At 72.7% G+C, this 13855-nt stretch carries 13 protein-coding genes; 5 read left to right on the top strand and 8 right to left on the bottom strand.

Annotated features, from left to right (window positions below):
• The first annotated feature begins 59 nt into the window (after positions 1–59).
• Both ACZ4TV_RS21270 and ACZ4TV_RS21265 read left to right on the top strand, forming a co-directional pair.
• Entirely contained in the window at positions 60–1013 is a 954-nt protein-coding gene (locus ACZ4TV_RS21270; RefSeq protein WP_468136258.1) for a dihydrodipicolinate synthase family protein, read from the top strand.
• Between the two features lie 379 nt (positions 1014–1392).
• Positions 1393–2109: a LysM peptidoglycan-binding domain-containing protein gene (locus ACZ4TV_RS21265; protein ID WP_468136257.1), complete on the top strand. Its 717-nt coding sequence runs from the start codon at positions 1393–1395 to the stop codon at positions 2107–2109.
• 67 nt (positions 2110–2176) lie between these two features.
• On the opposite strand, the gene ACZ4TV_RS21260 is transcribed toward ACZ4TV_RS21265, so the two are convergent.
• The 5 genes from ACZ4TV_RS21260 to ACZ4TV_RS21240 all read right to left on the bottom strand — a co-directional run bounded on the left by ACZ4TV_RS21260 (position 2177) and on the right by ACZ4TV_RS21240 (position 8213).
• Positions 2177–3886 (bottom strand): serine/threonine-protein kinase, encoded by a 1710-nt coding sequence (locus ACZ4TV_RS21260; protein ID WP_468136256.1) that lies wholly within the window; start codon positions 3884–3886, stop codon positions 2177–2179.
• Between the two features lie 27 nt (positions 3887–3913).
• On the bottom strand, positions 3914–5536 hold the full coding sequence (locus ACZ4TV_RS21255; protein WP_468136255.1) for a peptide-N4-asparagine amidase: 1623 nt from the start codon (positions 5534–5536) through the stop codon (positions 3914–3916).
• 203 nt (positions 5537–5739) lie between these two features.
• Positions 5740–6219, bottom strand: a complete 480-nt coding sequence (rraA, locus tag ACZ4TV_RS21250; protein WP_468136254.1) for a ribonuclease E activity regulator RraA — start codon at positions 6217–6219, stop codon at positions 5740–5742.
• 225 nt (positions 6220–6444) lie between these two features.
• A complete protein-coding gene (locus ACZ4TV_RS21245; protein ID WP_468136253.1) occupies positions 6445–7347 on the bottom strand; it encodes a hypothetical protein in 903 nt (300 codons plus the stop codon).
• Positions 7344–8213: a phosphatase PAP2 family protein gene (locus ACZ4TV_RS21240; RefSeq protein ID WP_468136252.1), complete on the bottom strand. Its 870-nt coding sequence runs from the start codon at positions 8211–8213 to the stop codon at positions 7344–7346. Before ACZ4TV_RS21240 ends, ACZ4TV_RS21245 begins: the two co-directional genes overlap by 4 nt.
• 154 nt (positions 8214–8367) lie before the next feature.
• Between ACZ4TV_RS21240 and ACZ4TV_RS21235 the strand changes: the two genes are divergently transcribed.
• Positions 8368–9000: a TetR/AcrR family transcriptional regulator gene (locus ACZ4TV_RS21235; protein ID WP_468136251.1), complete on the top strand. Its 633-nt coding sequence runs from the start codon at positions 8368–8370 to the stop codon at positions 8998–9000.
• A 157-nt stretch (positions 9001–9157) separates the two neighbouring features.
• On the opposite strand, the gene ACZ4TV_RS21230 is transcribed toward ACZ4TV_RS21235, so the two are convergent.
• Both ACZ4TV_RS21230 and ACZ4TV_RS21225 read right to left on the bottom strand, forming a co-directional pair.
• Positions 9158–9730, bottom strand: coding sequence for a TerD family protein (locus tag ACZ4TV_RS21230; protein WP_468136250.1), 573 nt, complete (start codon positions 9728–9730; stop codon positions 9158–9160).
• 120 nt (positions 9731–9850) lie between these two features.
• Positions 9851–10972: a hypothetical protein gene (locus ACZ4TV_RS21225; RefSeq protein WP_468136249.1), complete on the bottom strand. Its 1122-nt coding sequence runs from the start codon at positions 10970–10972 to the stop codon at positions 9851–9853.
• Between the two features lie 215 nt (positions 10973–11187).
• Here ACZ4TV_RS21225 and ACZ4TV_RS21220 point away from each other — a divergent pair, with 215 nt between their 5' ends.
• Positions 11188–12000 carry a glutamate ABC transporter substrate-binding protein gene (locus ACZ4TV_RS21220; protein ID WP_468136248.1) on the top strand — a complete coding sequence of 271 codons (813 nt, stop codon included), beginning with the start codon at positions 11188–11190 and terminating at the stop codon, positions 11998–12000.
• Positions 12001–12125: 125 nt separating this feature from the next.
• Here the strand turns inward: ACZ4TV_RS21220 and ACZ4TV_RS21215 are convergent, their stop codons facing one another.
• Entirely contained in the window at positions 12126–12692 is a 567-nt protein-coding gene (locus tag ACZ4TV_RS21215; RefSeq protein ID WP_468136247.1) for a DJ-1/PfpI family protein, read from the bottom strand.
• Between the two features lie 216 nt (positions 12693–12908).
• Here ACZ4TV_RS21215 and ACZ4TV_RS21210 point away from each other — a divergent pair, with 216 nt between their 5' ends.
• Positions 12909–13763, top strand: a complete 855-nt coding sequence (locus ACZ4TV_RS21210) for an endonuclease I family protein (RefSeq protein WP_468136246.1) — start codon at positions 12909–12911, stop codon at positions 13761–13763.
• The last annotated feature ends 92 nt before the right edge of the window (positions 13764–13855 follow it).

The raw sequence follows: 13855 nt of genomic DNA, 5'->3' as shown, positions 1-13855 counted from the left end.
CGAGTCGGGTAAGGAACGCGAACTGGATTTGATCCTTCGGGCGGGTGAGGCTCTTCGGCATGGCACAGGACACGACACAGAACACGACACGGGACATGGCACAGGGCATCGCGGAGACCCTCCCGCTCCACGGGATCCACGTACCGCTCGTCACCCCCTTCACCGCCTCGGGGGACGTCGCGGCCGAGGCACTGGAGGCACTCGCCCACGAGGTGCTCGACGGGGGCGCCACCGGGATCGTCGCCCTCGGCACCACCGCGGAGGCGGCCGGCCTCGACGAGGCGGAGCGCGACCTCGTCACCGGCGTGTGCGCCCGGGTCTGCCGGGAGCGGGGTGCACCGCTGACCGTCGGCGCGGGGGCGAGCGGCACCCGGGCCGCCGAGGCCTCGCTGACCCGGCTGACTCGGTGGCCGCAGGCGCGGGCGGCGCTGGTGACCGTGCCGTCGTTCGTGCGGCCTTCCGCGGCGGGGGTGCTGGCGCATTTCGCGCGGCTGGCGGAGGTCAGCCCCGTACCGCTGATCGTCTATCACATCCCGTACCGCACGGGGCAGCCGCTGGACGCGGCCGCGCTGCGGGCGCTCGGGGCGCTGCCGGGGGTGGCCGCGGTGAAGTACGCGGGCGGCGGCATCGACCAGGACACGGTGGCGCTGCTCGGTGACCTGCCGGCCGGGTTCGAGGTGCTGGCCGGCGACGACGCGTACCTGTCGCCGCTGCTGGCGCTGGGTGCGGCGGGCGGGATCCTGGCCTCGGCGCATCTGGCGACGGCCCGGTTCGCGGAGCTCGCCGCGGCCTGGCGGGCGGGCGACGTGGCGCGGGCACGGCCGCTGGGGCACGCGCTGGCCCGGATGTCGGCGGCCGCCTTCGCCGAGCCCAACCCGGCGGTCGTCAAGGGCGTGCTGCACGCGCAGGGCCGCATCCCGACGCCCGACGTACGGCTGCCCCTGCTGCCGGCCTCGGACGCGGCGGTGACGGCCACCCTGGAGCGACTGGCGGAGCTCGCGGACGCGTCGTAGGGCGAGCCGGACGCCGGAAAGCGTCCACGATGGGCGATTCGGCACCTACGTACGAGTCGCCCGAATGCGGCACGTGGAGTGCGGACTTGCCCGTATTGACCTCGGAGCGGCCGGCCCGTGATGTGGGTCACGCCGGTCAGGCCAACATCATTTCCACCGAGAGGCCGATTCCCTTTTCCCGGAAAGGGAATCGGCTATTGCGGCCGGGCGCCTCCAAGGTCATTTTCCGGGCCGATACCGGGATGTCGATCTATCGGTGGAATTCGGGGCTTGTTACCGCCCGACGGGCTCGCCTACGGTCACCCTCGTTCCTGGTGGTCAGCTGCCGAATACGGCCGCTGCCCGGGCTCTCCCGTCCCCCCACGTGAGGAATTCCGCCATGCCCGCAAAGGGTAAGCACCGTCGGCCCAAGCACCACCCGATCACCCGCAAGCTGGCCCTCGCCGGCACAGGTGGCGCGGCCCTCACCCTTCCGCTGATCAGCGCGACCACCGCCGGGGCGGTGCAGACGACCACCGCTCCCGCAGCCGTTACCGTCGCTCCTGCAGCTGCTGCCGCCGCTCCCGCGACCTATTCCGTGGTCCCCGGTGACACCCTTTCGGAGATCGCCGCGGATCATTCCGTGAGCGGCGGCTGGCAGCAGCTCTACGCGGCGAACCGGACCGTCATCGGCGACAACCCGTCGATCATTCGGCCCGGCATCAAACTGAACCTCGGCACCAAGGCGGAGGCCGAACGCGCCAGCAGGTCCGCCGCCCGGCCCGCCCTCGCCTACGCGAACAATCTCGACGGATGGATCCGCGAGTCCCTCGACGTGATGGCCAAGCACGGAATTCCCGGCACCTACAACGGAATTCACCGCAATGTGATGCGGGAGTCCTCGGGCAATCCGAAGGCGATCAACCTCTGGGACATCAACGCCAAGAACGGAATCCCGTCGAAGGGCCTGCTCCAGGTCATCGACCCGACCTTCCGCGCCTACCACGTGCCCGGCACCTCGCTGGACTCCTACGACCCGGTCGCCAACATCACCGCCGCCTGCAACTACGCGGCGGCCCGCTACGGCTCGATCGACAACGTCAACGGGCCCTACTAGAACCGGTCCCGGCGGCGAACGGCGCGGACGCGGATGCGCAGGGGTGCAGCCGCGTCCGTAGCCGGTGTCAGGAGGCGACGACCTTCTTGACCTTGCCGTCGATGCCGGCGAGGACGTAGCCGCCCCGGCCGTACTCGTCGCTCAGATAGGGGCGCATACAGGGGACCTGGTCCATCATCCAGGGCTCGACGATGACGTAGCGCGAGGTCGGGTTCGGGACGTCGAGGTCCTTCTTGGACTGTTCCAGCAGGCCGGGCAGCGCGTCCCAGTTGACCGTGGCCATGTCGATCAGCGGCTCGCCGTCCTTGACCGTGCCGTTCGGGCCGGTGCGCCGGGCCGCGCCGTCGCGGTACTGCCAGGAGTCGACGGTCTTGGCCCCGGGGGCGGTGGGGACGGAGGCGATGACGTAGCCGTCGTAGACCTTCAGGTCCACGAAGACGGTGGTGCCGGTCTGTCGCTTGAGCGCCTCCAGGGCGGTCCGGATGTTCTCCGGGGTGAGCATGCTGCCCCGGGGCGCGCCGGCCTTGGGGGTACTCGCCTCGGGCCCGGGGGCCGTTGCTCCGGGAGTGGCCGGGGTGGGGTGGGTGGCGACGGCGGGGCGCGTTGCCCGGCCGTCCTTCGCCTTGTCGTCCCCGCCGGAGGTCCCGTCGGGCAGCCACTGGACGATCCCGACGACTCCGGCCGCCAGCACCGCCGTGAGCGCGGCGCCGAGGAGGACGGGGCGTCGCCCGCGCGGGGCGTGCGCCGTATGAAGGGGCGTGGTGGTGCCCGCGGAGGAGGGGACGGGGCCGAACGGCGGCGGGGTGGGCGGCCCGTACTGGCCGTACGGCCCGTACGGGCCGGGGACGACCGGGGAGGCGACGGGCGCCGGGCCGGCCCCCGCGCCCGAACCCGAGCCAGCGCCCGGACCCGCGCCCGTGCCCGCGCCGAGAGCAGTGCTCGCATCGCGGAGCAGCTGTTCCAGCTGCTCCCCGTCGGGCCGCGCCGCCGGGTCCCGTACCAGCAGCCGTTCCAGTACGGGCCCCAGCGGGCCGGAGCGCACGGGCGCCGGGATCGGCTCGTCGAGCACGGCGACGACCGTGGCCAGGCTGGTGGCCCGGCGCAGCGGATGGACCCCCTCCGCGGCCACGTACAGCAGCATGCCCAGCGACCACAGGTCGGAGGCGGTCAAGCCCTCCTCCCCGCGGACGCGTTCGGGCGCGATGTACTCCGGGGAGCCGATCAGGACCCCCGTCGAGGTCAGCCCGGTCGACCCGTGCAACGCCGCGATGCCGAAATCGGTGAGCACCGCCGCCCCGTCGGGGCGCAGCAGCACGTTGGCCGGTTTCACATCCCGGTGGAGGACACCCTCGGCGTGGGCGGCGCGCAGCGCGGACAGCACGTCGAGGCCGAGCCGCAGCACGTCCGCGGGCGGCAGCGGGCCGGACCCCAGCCGGTCGTGCAGGGAGCCGCCCTTGACCAGCTCCATGACGATCCACGGGTGCCCGTCCGCACCCTGGGCCGGTTCGACGATGTGATGGATGGTCACCACGTGGGGGTGGGCGAGGCGGGCGAGCGCGCGGGCCTCGCGTACGGCCCGTTCGCGCAGCTGGTCGGCGAGGCCGGGCTGGGCGGCGGCGGTCGCCGGGTCCGGCGGGCGCACCTCCTTGAGGGCGACCTCGCGGTGCAGGGCGATGTCGCGGGCACGCCACACCGTACCCATGCCGCCGCTGCCCAGGGGCGCGACCAGTTCGAAGCGCCCGTCGATCAGCCGTCTGCCGGCCTCACTCGTGTCCATGGCCGGTCATCGTAGGCGCCGCCGGTGTCAGCAGCGGCGGCGGTCCTCCGTGACCGTGCCCTGGACGGTGGCCACCGTGCGGTCGTAGCACCCGCCCGGCGCCGGGGACCCGTACAGCCGGTAGCGGGCGGAGGTGGTGGCGACCGCGTGCCGCTGGTCGCGGGGGACGTTCGCGGTGTAGGTGGCGTCGCCCGTGTACCGGTCGTCGAGCCGGGAGACGTCGACGCTCCGCCCACCGCGCAGGGTCACGGTGTCCGCGCGGTCGCCGAGCGAGAGGACGGTGCGCAGCCGGTCACCGGCGCCGAGGGTGGTCTCGCCGTCCATCGTGTACGTGCGGGCGGTCCGGGTGGTGGTCGGTCCGCGCGTCACGCTCTCCTCGTCCGTCCATGTGGCGGTGAGCGCGTCCTGGTTCTCGCCGTCGGTCCAGCGGTGGACGGAGGTGCCCCGCACGGCACGGGTGACGGTGGTGGCCACCCGGCCGTGGGAGGTGTCCAGGTGCCCGGCGACGGTCAGCCGGTGTCCGCCCTCGGTGTCCAGGCGGTGCTGTTCGCCGGGCGCGGCGGGCGTCCAGCGGGAGTGGCCCGTCGGATCGCTCTGCTCGTGCCGGGTCAGGGCGCCGGTGACCACCTCCCGGCCCTCGTCCTGCCACAGCAGCAGATTGGTGGGGGTGCTCCAGCCGCTCTGCCCGGCCGGCACCCCGGCGACGGACACCTCGATCCGGTGCGGGCGGCCGTCGTTGAGGAGGGCGGCGTAGGGGGTGAGGTCGTAGCGGATCGGCTGGACGTCGAAGGCGCGCGGGCCGGGGGTGACGTACCAGAGGAAGGGGTTGGACCAGCCGCCCGTCCAGACGGTGGGGAAGGGCGCGGCGATGCCCGCGAGCTGCCCGTCGACGGAGACGCGGACCTCGCGGTGGGGGCCGTCGGCCGCCTTGCAGGAGTACGGGGCCGCCTCCGGGGTGGTCATGTACCAGTACTCCTCGCAGCCGCCGCCGGAGCCAGTGGCGTACACCTCGGCGATGAGGCGCTCGGTGTTGCGCGGGGTGGTGACCGAGGGGGAGGTGAGGGGCAGGACCCGGTCGGGGGTGTCGGGGGCCGTGGTGCGTCCCTCGGCGGCGTAGAAGGTCAAGGTCACCTTGACGTCGATGACGCCGGTGTAGGTGTCGTTGACGACGTTGCCGATGAGCATCTCGACGGGCTGCGGGCGGGCGAGGGTGTCGCGGTAGCGGGTGACGTCCTTCTCCACGGACCAGGTGATGCCGTCGGGCGAGGGCTGGGGCGTGGAGGTGCGCAGGATCTCCACGCCGCCGAGGGAGAGGTGGCCGAGGCGGTCGTACTGGCGGCCCTTGACCTTGCCGTCGAGGCGCAGCACCACCTTCGCCCACTCGCCCGCGCCGCAGGCGGCGGGCGGCGTGTAGCTGCCGTGGTACGGGGTGAAGTCCCGGAACTGCGCCTCGGCGAGGGTCACTTGACAGGACCGGGTCGCGGGCCGGGTGACGGGCGGGGCGGCGGTGAGGGGGTCGTGCCAGTCGGTGCCGAACTCGGCGGGCGGCGGGTCGGTCGGGGTCAGGCCGTGCGCGGGTCCCGCGGCGGCCAGGGTGCCGGCGGTCAGCGCGATCGCGCCGAGCAGGCTCATGATCCTGTGTCGTCTCATGGACCCGCAGTGAAACCCGCCCCGCCGTGGCCGTGCCAGGGCCGGCGCACCGGCCCTGGCCGGTTCTCGTCGGCGGACCTAGCTAGGGGAAGCATCGCAAGGCGGAGGATCGCGTCTCGCACTGGACGTACTTGCGCGGTCCGACAACGCCGCGAGGTGCCGTGCCGGGCGCCGTGACCCGGTGAACCTTTCCGGTCACAGCACTAGGCCGGCAGGACCACCACGCCGTCGTCGTCCGCGTGGACGATGTCCCCCGTGCGGAAGGTGACGCCGCCGATGGTGAGGGGCCCGTCCACCGCGCCCGCGCCGGCCTTGCCGCTCTTGCGGGGGACCGTACCCAGCGCCTTGACGCCGAGGTCGAGTCCGCCGAGGGCGACGCTGTCGCGGACCGCGCCGTTGATGATCAGGCCCGCCCAGCCGTTCTGCTGGGCCGCCCCGGCGAGGAGGTCGCCGACCAGGGCGGTGCGCAGCGAGCCGCCGCCGTCCACGATCAGGACGGCGCCCTCGCCCGGCGTGTGGACGAGGCCGCGCAGCAGGGCGTTGTCCTCGTGGCAGTGGAGGGTCCGTACGGGGCCGGCGAAGAGCCGGCGGCCGCCGAACTGGCGGAACGCGGTGGCGCAGATGCCGAGGGCTTCGCCGTGCTCGTCGTACAGGTCGGCCGTGGGGACGGGGGTCACGCTCATCTCGGTACCGGTTTCCTCGCTGCTCGTTCTCGTACGTCGCTGGTCCGGCCAGGGTAGTGGGCCACCGGTTCAGCGCGGCGCCCGCAGGCGTGCGCGGCCGCTCACCCCCAGAGGGCGGCGATCTGGACGTTGGAGGCGCACATCGGCTGGAACATGACGGGCGGCCGGGCTGTGTCGGGCGTCTGCGGCGACGCCCATGAGCGGTTCCCCGTGGCTCGGATCGGCTCAGACCGCTACGCGGCCGATCGACACGGCCGGTTCGGCCACGGCGGGGGCCACGGCGGGCACCGTGCTCGGGACGACCTCCTCGACGGCGGGCGCCCGGGTCAGCAGGACCACCCCGCGCGCCGCGATGAAGGCTCCGGCCCCCGCCAGCAGCAGCCCCGCCACGCCGCCCTGGAGCCGCTCGCCGAGCAGGATCATGCCGATGGCGGCCGCGGCGAGGGGGTTGGCCAGGTTCACCACGGCGAGCGGGGCGCCGAGCCCGCCCCGGTAGGCCCGCTGCGACAGGAGCATCCCGCCGACCGCGAACACCACGACGAGCAGGGCCACGGCGACGACGCGGCCGCTGAGCAGGGCTCCGCCGCGGGCGCCCGCCACGGCCACGGTCTGGGTCAGTGCGGAGGCCGCCGCGGAGGCCAGCCCGGACGCCGTCGCGTGCCTGAGCCCCGAGCGCGGGTCCTTGACCGCGGTCAGCATCAGGATCGCGCCGGCCGTCGCCCCGGAGACGGCCAGCGCCTCGACCAGCGTGAGGGTGTCGTCGGGGGCCGGCCCGGAGGCCGGGAGCAGCAGCAGGCCCAGCCCGGTGACGGTGGCCAGGGTGCCCCGCCATTCGGTCGCCGCCACCCGGCGACCGGCTCGGCGCGCTCCCAGCGGGACGGCGGCCACGAGGGTGAGCGCGCCGAGCGGCTGCACCAGGGTGAGGGGCCCGTACCGCAGGGCTGCCGCGTGCAGCAGCGCGGCGGCCGCGTTAAGCCCGGCCGACCACCACCAGGTGCCGGAGCCCAGCAGGGCTGTGGCGCTGCGCGCGGCTGCGGCGCGGGCGAGCCGCTCCTGGGCGACGGCTGCGGCCGCGTAGGCCACGGCCGAGGCGAGGCAGAGCCCGACGGCGAGGGCGGTGTCGTTCACTGCCCGGCCCCTGCCCCTACGGCGGCGGTGGTGCTCTCCGGGCGCGGCAGCCGGCGTACGGCGGCATCCGGGTCGGTGGCCGAGGACGCGTCGTCGGTGGCCGAGGACGCGTCCGGGTCGGTGTCGATGTACGGGGCGCTCGCGCGAGGCCGCGGGATCAGCAGCAGGGCCACCCCGAGCAGGACGGCGGCCACGACCGCGTCGAGCCAGTAGTGGTTGGCGGTGCCCACTATCACGAGGAGGGTCAGCAGCGGGTGCAGCAGCCACAGCGCGCGCCATCGTGACCGGGTGGCGGCGATCATGCCGAGCGCGAGCATCAGCGCCCAGCCGAAGTGCAGCGAGGGCATCGCGGCGAACTGGTTGGCCAGGGTGTCGGCGTCCGGCGCGGCCCGGTAGACGGTGGGCCCGTAGACCTGTCCGGTGTCGACGAGCCGCGCGGCGGGGAGCATCCTCGGGGGCGCGAGCGGAAAGGCCAGGTGCAGGACGAGGGCGGCTCCGGTGAGCACGGCGAGTACGCGGCGCGTCCACAGGTAATGGCCGGGGCGGCGCAGGTAGAGCCAGATCAGGAAGAGCGCGGTGGCGGGGAAGTGGACGCCCGCGTAGTAGGTGTTCGCGGTGTGTACGAGGGCGTCCCCGTGCAGGAGCAGCCGCTGTATCGCGCCTTCGCCGGGCAGGTGCAGGGCGCGCTCGGCGTCCCAGATCCGTACCGCGTTGCGGAAGGCCTCGCCGGTGCGGTCGGTCGAGAGCAGCCGGCCCGCCTTGTAGACGGCGAAGAAACCCGCGACGAGCAGCAGCTCGCGTATGAGGCGACGACGCGCGGCTCTCGGTCCGGCTGCCGGCCCGGCAGGTGTGGTGTGGGCGGTCATCCCCCGGTCTCTCTTTCCTGTTGACGCGCACAGCGACACGCCAGTGTATCGATACATGAGCGTATCGATACGTTGGTGTACCGATACGGTTGCGTTCCCGTACACTTCTTGTGGAACTTGCCACCGCAGCGCCCCCCGAAGAGAGCCGCACCCCATGACGTCGACGCCGACCCCCGCGCGCCGCTCCAAGATCACCCCGGAGCGGGAGCAGGAGTTCTACGACGCCGTTCTGGAGCAGCTGCGCGAACACGGGTACGAGGCCCTGACCATGGAGGGCATCGCCGCCGCGGCCAGCTGCGGCAAGTCCACGCTCTACCGGCAGTGGAAGACGAAACCCCAGCTGGTCGCCGCCGCCCTGCGCGCCGGCCGGCGGGGCACGCTCGTCGCGGTGGACACCGGGACGCTGGCGGGCGATCTGCGCGAGGCGGCCCGGATCGCGGCCGGCACCTCGGGACGGGACACCCGGCTGATGCAGGCCCTCGGACACGCCGTGCTGAGTGACGAGGAGCTCCAGGCAGCCCTGCGCGAGGCGCTGGTCGAGCCGGAGCTGGCCGCGTTCGACGTGATGGTGGGGCGGGCCGTGGAACGCGGCGAGATCGCCGCGGACCATCCGGCCGTGGAGTTCCTGCCGGCGCAGCTGATGGGAGTGCTCCGCATCCGTCCGGTACTGGAAGGCCGCTACGCGGACGCCGACTACCTGGTCCGGTTCGTCGACGCGGTCATGCTCCCGTCCCTGGGTCTCGCACCCTTCCGGCCCCCCCGGCCCCCGGCCGGCCGGACCCCCTGAACCGGCGGGCCGCCGTCCTGATGACCTGACGGCGACCTGCCCGCGCTGCCTCGTGGGGACGGCGGCAGCGCGCCACCCGGACCGGGCGGCGGCCACTCACTCGAGGAGTGGCCGCCGCCCGATCTGTGCGGCTCCGCGCCGGACCCGGCGGCCGCCTTCAGCGGACACCGCCCATGGTCCGGGTGAATTCCTCCGGGTCGGCGTCGAATCCGTGCAGCCGCGCGTCGAGCGACCAGGCGCCCGAGGCGTCGCGGGTGAACTCGGCGACGGTGGCCGCGGTGGCGAAGGGCACCGCCGCGAAGTCGTCCTGGGCGAGGTCGACGTGGCCCTCGCGGATCCGGAACCCGGTGCCGGCGATGTCGGCGAAGGTCTTCGCGCGGCCCGCGGCCGCGCCCGCGCCGCCCGCTACCGGCCCCGTGGCCGCCCCGGTGTTCTGAATGACCACGCCGACGACCACGCGGCTCAGCTCCGGTGCCATCCGGTCCAGTTCGATGGTCATCACCTCGTCGAAGCCGAAGCCCTGGCCCGTGTGGCTGTCCCGGTTCAGGGTGATGGTTCCGTCGGGCGACCGGCTGCCGAAGTGCACCAGCTGGACGGGCGTCCCGCGCAGGTCCGCGGCGCCGTAGACCGCGGCCACGAGGTCGAGGTCGTTCGCGGGCGTGCCGGCCGGGCTGGGGTCCCACCGCAGCGCGACCTCCACTTTGGCCAGGCCCTTGCGTACACCGGTCACCGAACTCCCCCTTCGCTCACGGGTATTGCCCGCTCATGATCCCACGCCACGCCCGCCGCGGTCCGAACGACCGTACGTTCCCGGCCAGTCCGGCCGGGACCCGAGGCGACCCCCTGCGGGTTACCAGTCGCCGTCCTGTACGGGTTTGCCCGGCCTCGGGGCGTTTCCGAGCGGCTTGACCTGCCCGGGTGCCGGCTCCGCCCACGGGGTGTGGTCGTCGCCCAGCCACTCCCCCACCGGTTTGACCTGATTCAGGGAGTCGGCCGGTGCGAGGTCGGCGGCGGACTCGTCGTAGTAGTCGAACCAGGGCAGCCCGGCCCGGGTGTAGGCGGCCCGGTCGATCGGCGAGGGCGGGGCGTCCTCCCTGGTGATACGGCGCCACGCGGGCGGGGGCACCAGGTGGACGAAGACCCGTGCGGCCGGCTCCGCGGCCCAGTCGGACAGCGGGCGTTCGTCCCGGTAGACCTCCTGGCGCATGGCACCGCCGACGCCGAGCCCCATCGCCGGAGCCGCGGGCGGACCCGACCTGCCGCGCGCGCGGGCAGCCGAGCCGGGAGCGCCGCCCGGGGCCGCCATCATCGGCGCGGGCACCGGGCCGCCGTAGCCGCCGAAACCGCCGACGGCGCCGGGCGCGCCGGGCGCGGGCGGAGCCCCGTAGGTCCCCTCGCCCGTGCCCGGGCGCGGAGGTGCCAGCCGGGCCCGCTCCGCCCGCCGCCACTCCTCCAGCGCCGCCGCCCCCAGCGCGAACGCCTGGAGCTGTACGCCGCCGGTGGTCTCCTCCCCGGTGACCTGGCCCTCGACCGTGGCGCCGAGTCCCAGCGGTACGGCGACGAACTGGCGCACCGTCCCGTCCCCGGAGTTGATTCCGTCCAGCCAGGGTTGCCGGGGCAGCACCAGGTAGTTCTGCGGGGTGCGCGCCAGACTTCCCGTCCAGCGCTTGCCGGAGACGGCGCACACCTTGCCGACGCCGACCTGGAGCGCGGCGGGCTCCCGGGTCCCGCCGAAGCTCAGCCACATCGCCTCGCGCAGGTACACGGGCAGCATCACGCCGCCCTTCGCCAGCCACTCCGGCGGCACCGTGTCCGGATAGTCCTCGACCCGCCGCAGCGGGAACTCCCCGAGCCCCGGCGGCAGCGCGTGCGTACCCGACTCGGGCAGCCGCAGGGTCCGGATGAACCGGATCTGCACCCCTTCGCCCAAAAGCAGCGCATTCCCGTCCACCCGTACGGAACCTGTCCCCACGCCCGCCCCTTTCTCCTGCTCCAGTCCGGATCCACCGCAGGATCTGCGGCAGATCCGGATCGTTATGCTCAAGTTTTGCTCAAATCTAGTGACGCTGCGCCCGTGAGCTTCCTAGCTTCCTCGTACACATGTCTCGACGTCCCCGTACGTTCTCGCGGTTCCACACGTCCCGGAGATCGCGGTGACGCGTCCCGCGTTCCAGGAAAGAGTGCAGCATGAAGGTTCCCCAGGCCGGTGCGGTCGCCGCAGTGATCGCCCTCGCCCTGACCGCCTCCGGGTGCGTTGGTGACGACGAGGACCAGGGGACCCTCTCCATCGGCATCAAGTTCGACCAGCCGGGCATCGGAATGCGCGAGACCGGTGGCACGTTCAGCGGTTTCGACGTGGACGTCGCCACCTACGTGGCCAAGGAGCTCGGCTACAAGCCGGACCGGATCGAGTTCAAGCAGGTCTACAGCAACGACCGCGAACTGCTGCTCCAGTACAACGAGGTGCAGTTCGTCGTCGCGAGCTACTCGATCAACGAGAAGCGCAAGGAGAAGGTCGACTTCGCCGGCCCGTACTTCGTCGCGCACCAGGACCTGCTGACCCGCGCCTCCGACACCTCCATCACCAAGCCCGAGGACCTCAACTCGAAGACCATGTGCTCGGTGACCGGCTCCACCTCGGCCGAGAACCTCAGGAAGAACCTCGCCCCCAAGGCGGGCCTGCTGGAGCAGAGCGGTTACTCGGACTGCCTCGTCGCCCTTCAGGAGGGCCGCGTCGACGCCATGACGACGGACAACGCCATCCTGGCCGGGTACGCCGCCCGGAAGGGCAACGAGGGCAAGTTCAAGCTGCTAGGCCAGAACCTGAGCAACGAGAACTACGGCATCGGCCTCAAGAAGGGCGACAAGGAACTCCAGCGCAAGATCAACGACGCGCTGAAGAAGATGGTCGCGGACGGCTCCTGGGAGGCGGCCGTGAAGAAGAACTTCGGGGCGGACTACAAGTACGAGCCGGCGCCGGCCATCACAGCGGTCGGCTGAGGATCGTCCAGGCGGTGGCCGGGTCCGACCGGTCGCAGCCGAAGCGGGCGTTGACCACGTAGCGGCCACTGTGGCCGGGACCCGAACACGGGGCCCGGCCGCGTGGCCTGTCCTGTTCGACCCGCTCAGACCACCGGGGCCTTGCTCCGCAGCACGGTCAGGAACTCCCGCATCCAGCGCGCATGGTCGGGCCAGGCCCTGGCCGAGACCAGCGTGCCGTCGACCACGGTCTCGGAGTCCTCGAAGGCGGCCCCGGCCGCCTTCATGTCCAGCTCCAGCGCCGGATACGCGGTCACCCGGCGGCCGCTCAGGCCCCCGGCCGCGGCGGTGATGAGCGGGCCGTGGCAGATCTGGGCGATCGGCTTGTCGGACTCCGCGAAGGCGGCCAGGATCCGCCGCACTTCGGGATCGTTGCGCAAGTACTCCGGTGCCCGGCCGCCCGGGACGACCACGGCCGCGTAGTCCTCCGTGACCACGTCCACGAAGGCCAGATCGGCCGGCCAGGTGTAGCCGGGCTTCTCGGTGTAAGTGTCGAAGCCGTCCTCGAAGTCGTGGACCACGAACCGCAGTTTCTTCGCCTGCGGCGCCGCGATGTGGACCTCGTACCCCTCCTCGCGCAGGCGCTGGTACGGATACAGGACCTCCAGCGACTCGGCCGCGTCGCCGGTCACGATGAGGATCTTCACTGCCATGGCTGCTCCCGATAGGGCTGTTCATGGTCCGGTCGGGCCCCGCTGGGGCCATCGCTACCCTGCCCGCGACGGGCCCACGGCACACCCCAGGATCCGCACTCCGGACACGTGGTTTTTACCTGTTCGGCACATGACAATGTGAACCTCGCACTGCCACTGACACCCCGCCAATTCCCCGGGCGGGGACTGTGCGTATGGAGAGGTACCCCCCACCCGATGAGAATCTCGCACCTGACTCCCTGGGCGGCCGGCCTCGCCTCGGCCGCCCTGTTCGCCGTACCGGCGTCGGCGTCCGCCGGCCAGCAGCGGGCGGCAGCCCCGCAGGCCTCCGCGTCCACTGCCACCGCGGATTCCGCGGCTGCCGCGGCCGCCACGGACTCCACCGTGGTGGACTCGTACTACGCGACCGCCGAGGGCAAGACCGGGGCCGCACTCAAGAGCGCCCTGCACACCATCATCAAGAGCCAGTCCAAGGTGAGCTACGACGGCGTGTGGAACGCCCTGAAGGTGACCGACCAGGACCCGGCGAACCCCAACAACGTCATCCTGCTCTACTCCGGCCGCTCCCAGTCCAAGGCGACGAACGGCGGCGGGGTCAACGACTGGAACCGCGAGCACGTCTGGGCCAAGAGCCACGGCGACTTCGGCACCGCCACCGGCCCGGGCACCGACCTGCACCACCTGCGCCCCGAGGACGTCACCGTCAACAGCACCCGGGGCAACAAGGACTTCGACATGGGCGGCGGCCCCGTCAGCGAGGCGCCCGGCAGTCTGACCGACGCCGACTCCTTCGAGCCGCGCGACGCGGTCAAGGGCGACGTGGCGCGGATGCTGCTCTACATGGCCGTCCGCTACGACGGCGGTGACGGCTTCGCGGACCTGGAGATGAACGACCGGGTCAACAACGGCACCGCCCCGGCCCACGGCCGGATCAGCGTGCTGAAGCAGTGGAACCAGATGGACCCGCCGGACGCCTTCGAGCAGCGCCGCAACCAGGTCATATTCGACACGTACCAGCACAACCGCAACCCGTTCATCGACCACCCGGAGTGGGTCGACTCCATCTGGTGACCGAGGCCGGGCAGCCATCACGGCCTCCGGGGATTGGGCGGCGCCAGGCCGGGTATTCGCAGGCCAAAGGCTGCGGTCCGCGCCCGACGGCG

It is taken from the genome of Streptomyces sp. NPDC028910 (assembly GCF_055564955.1).
This window is presented reverse-complemented; position numbering and strand designations above follow the sequence as displayed.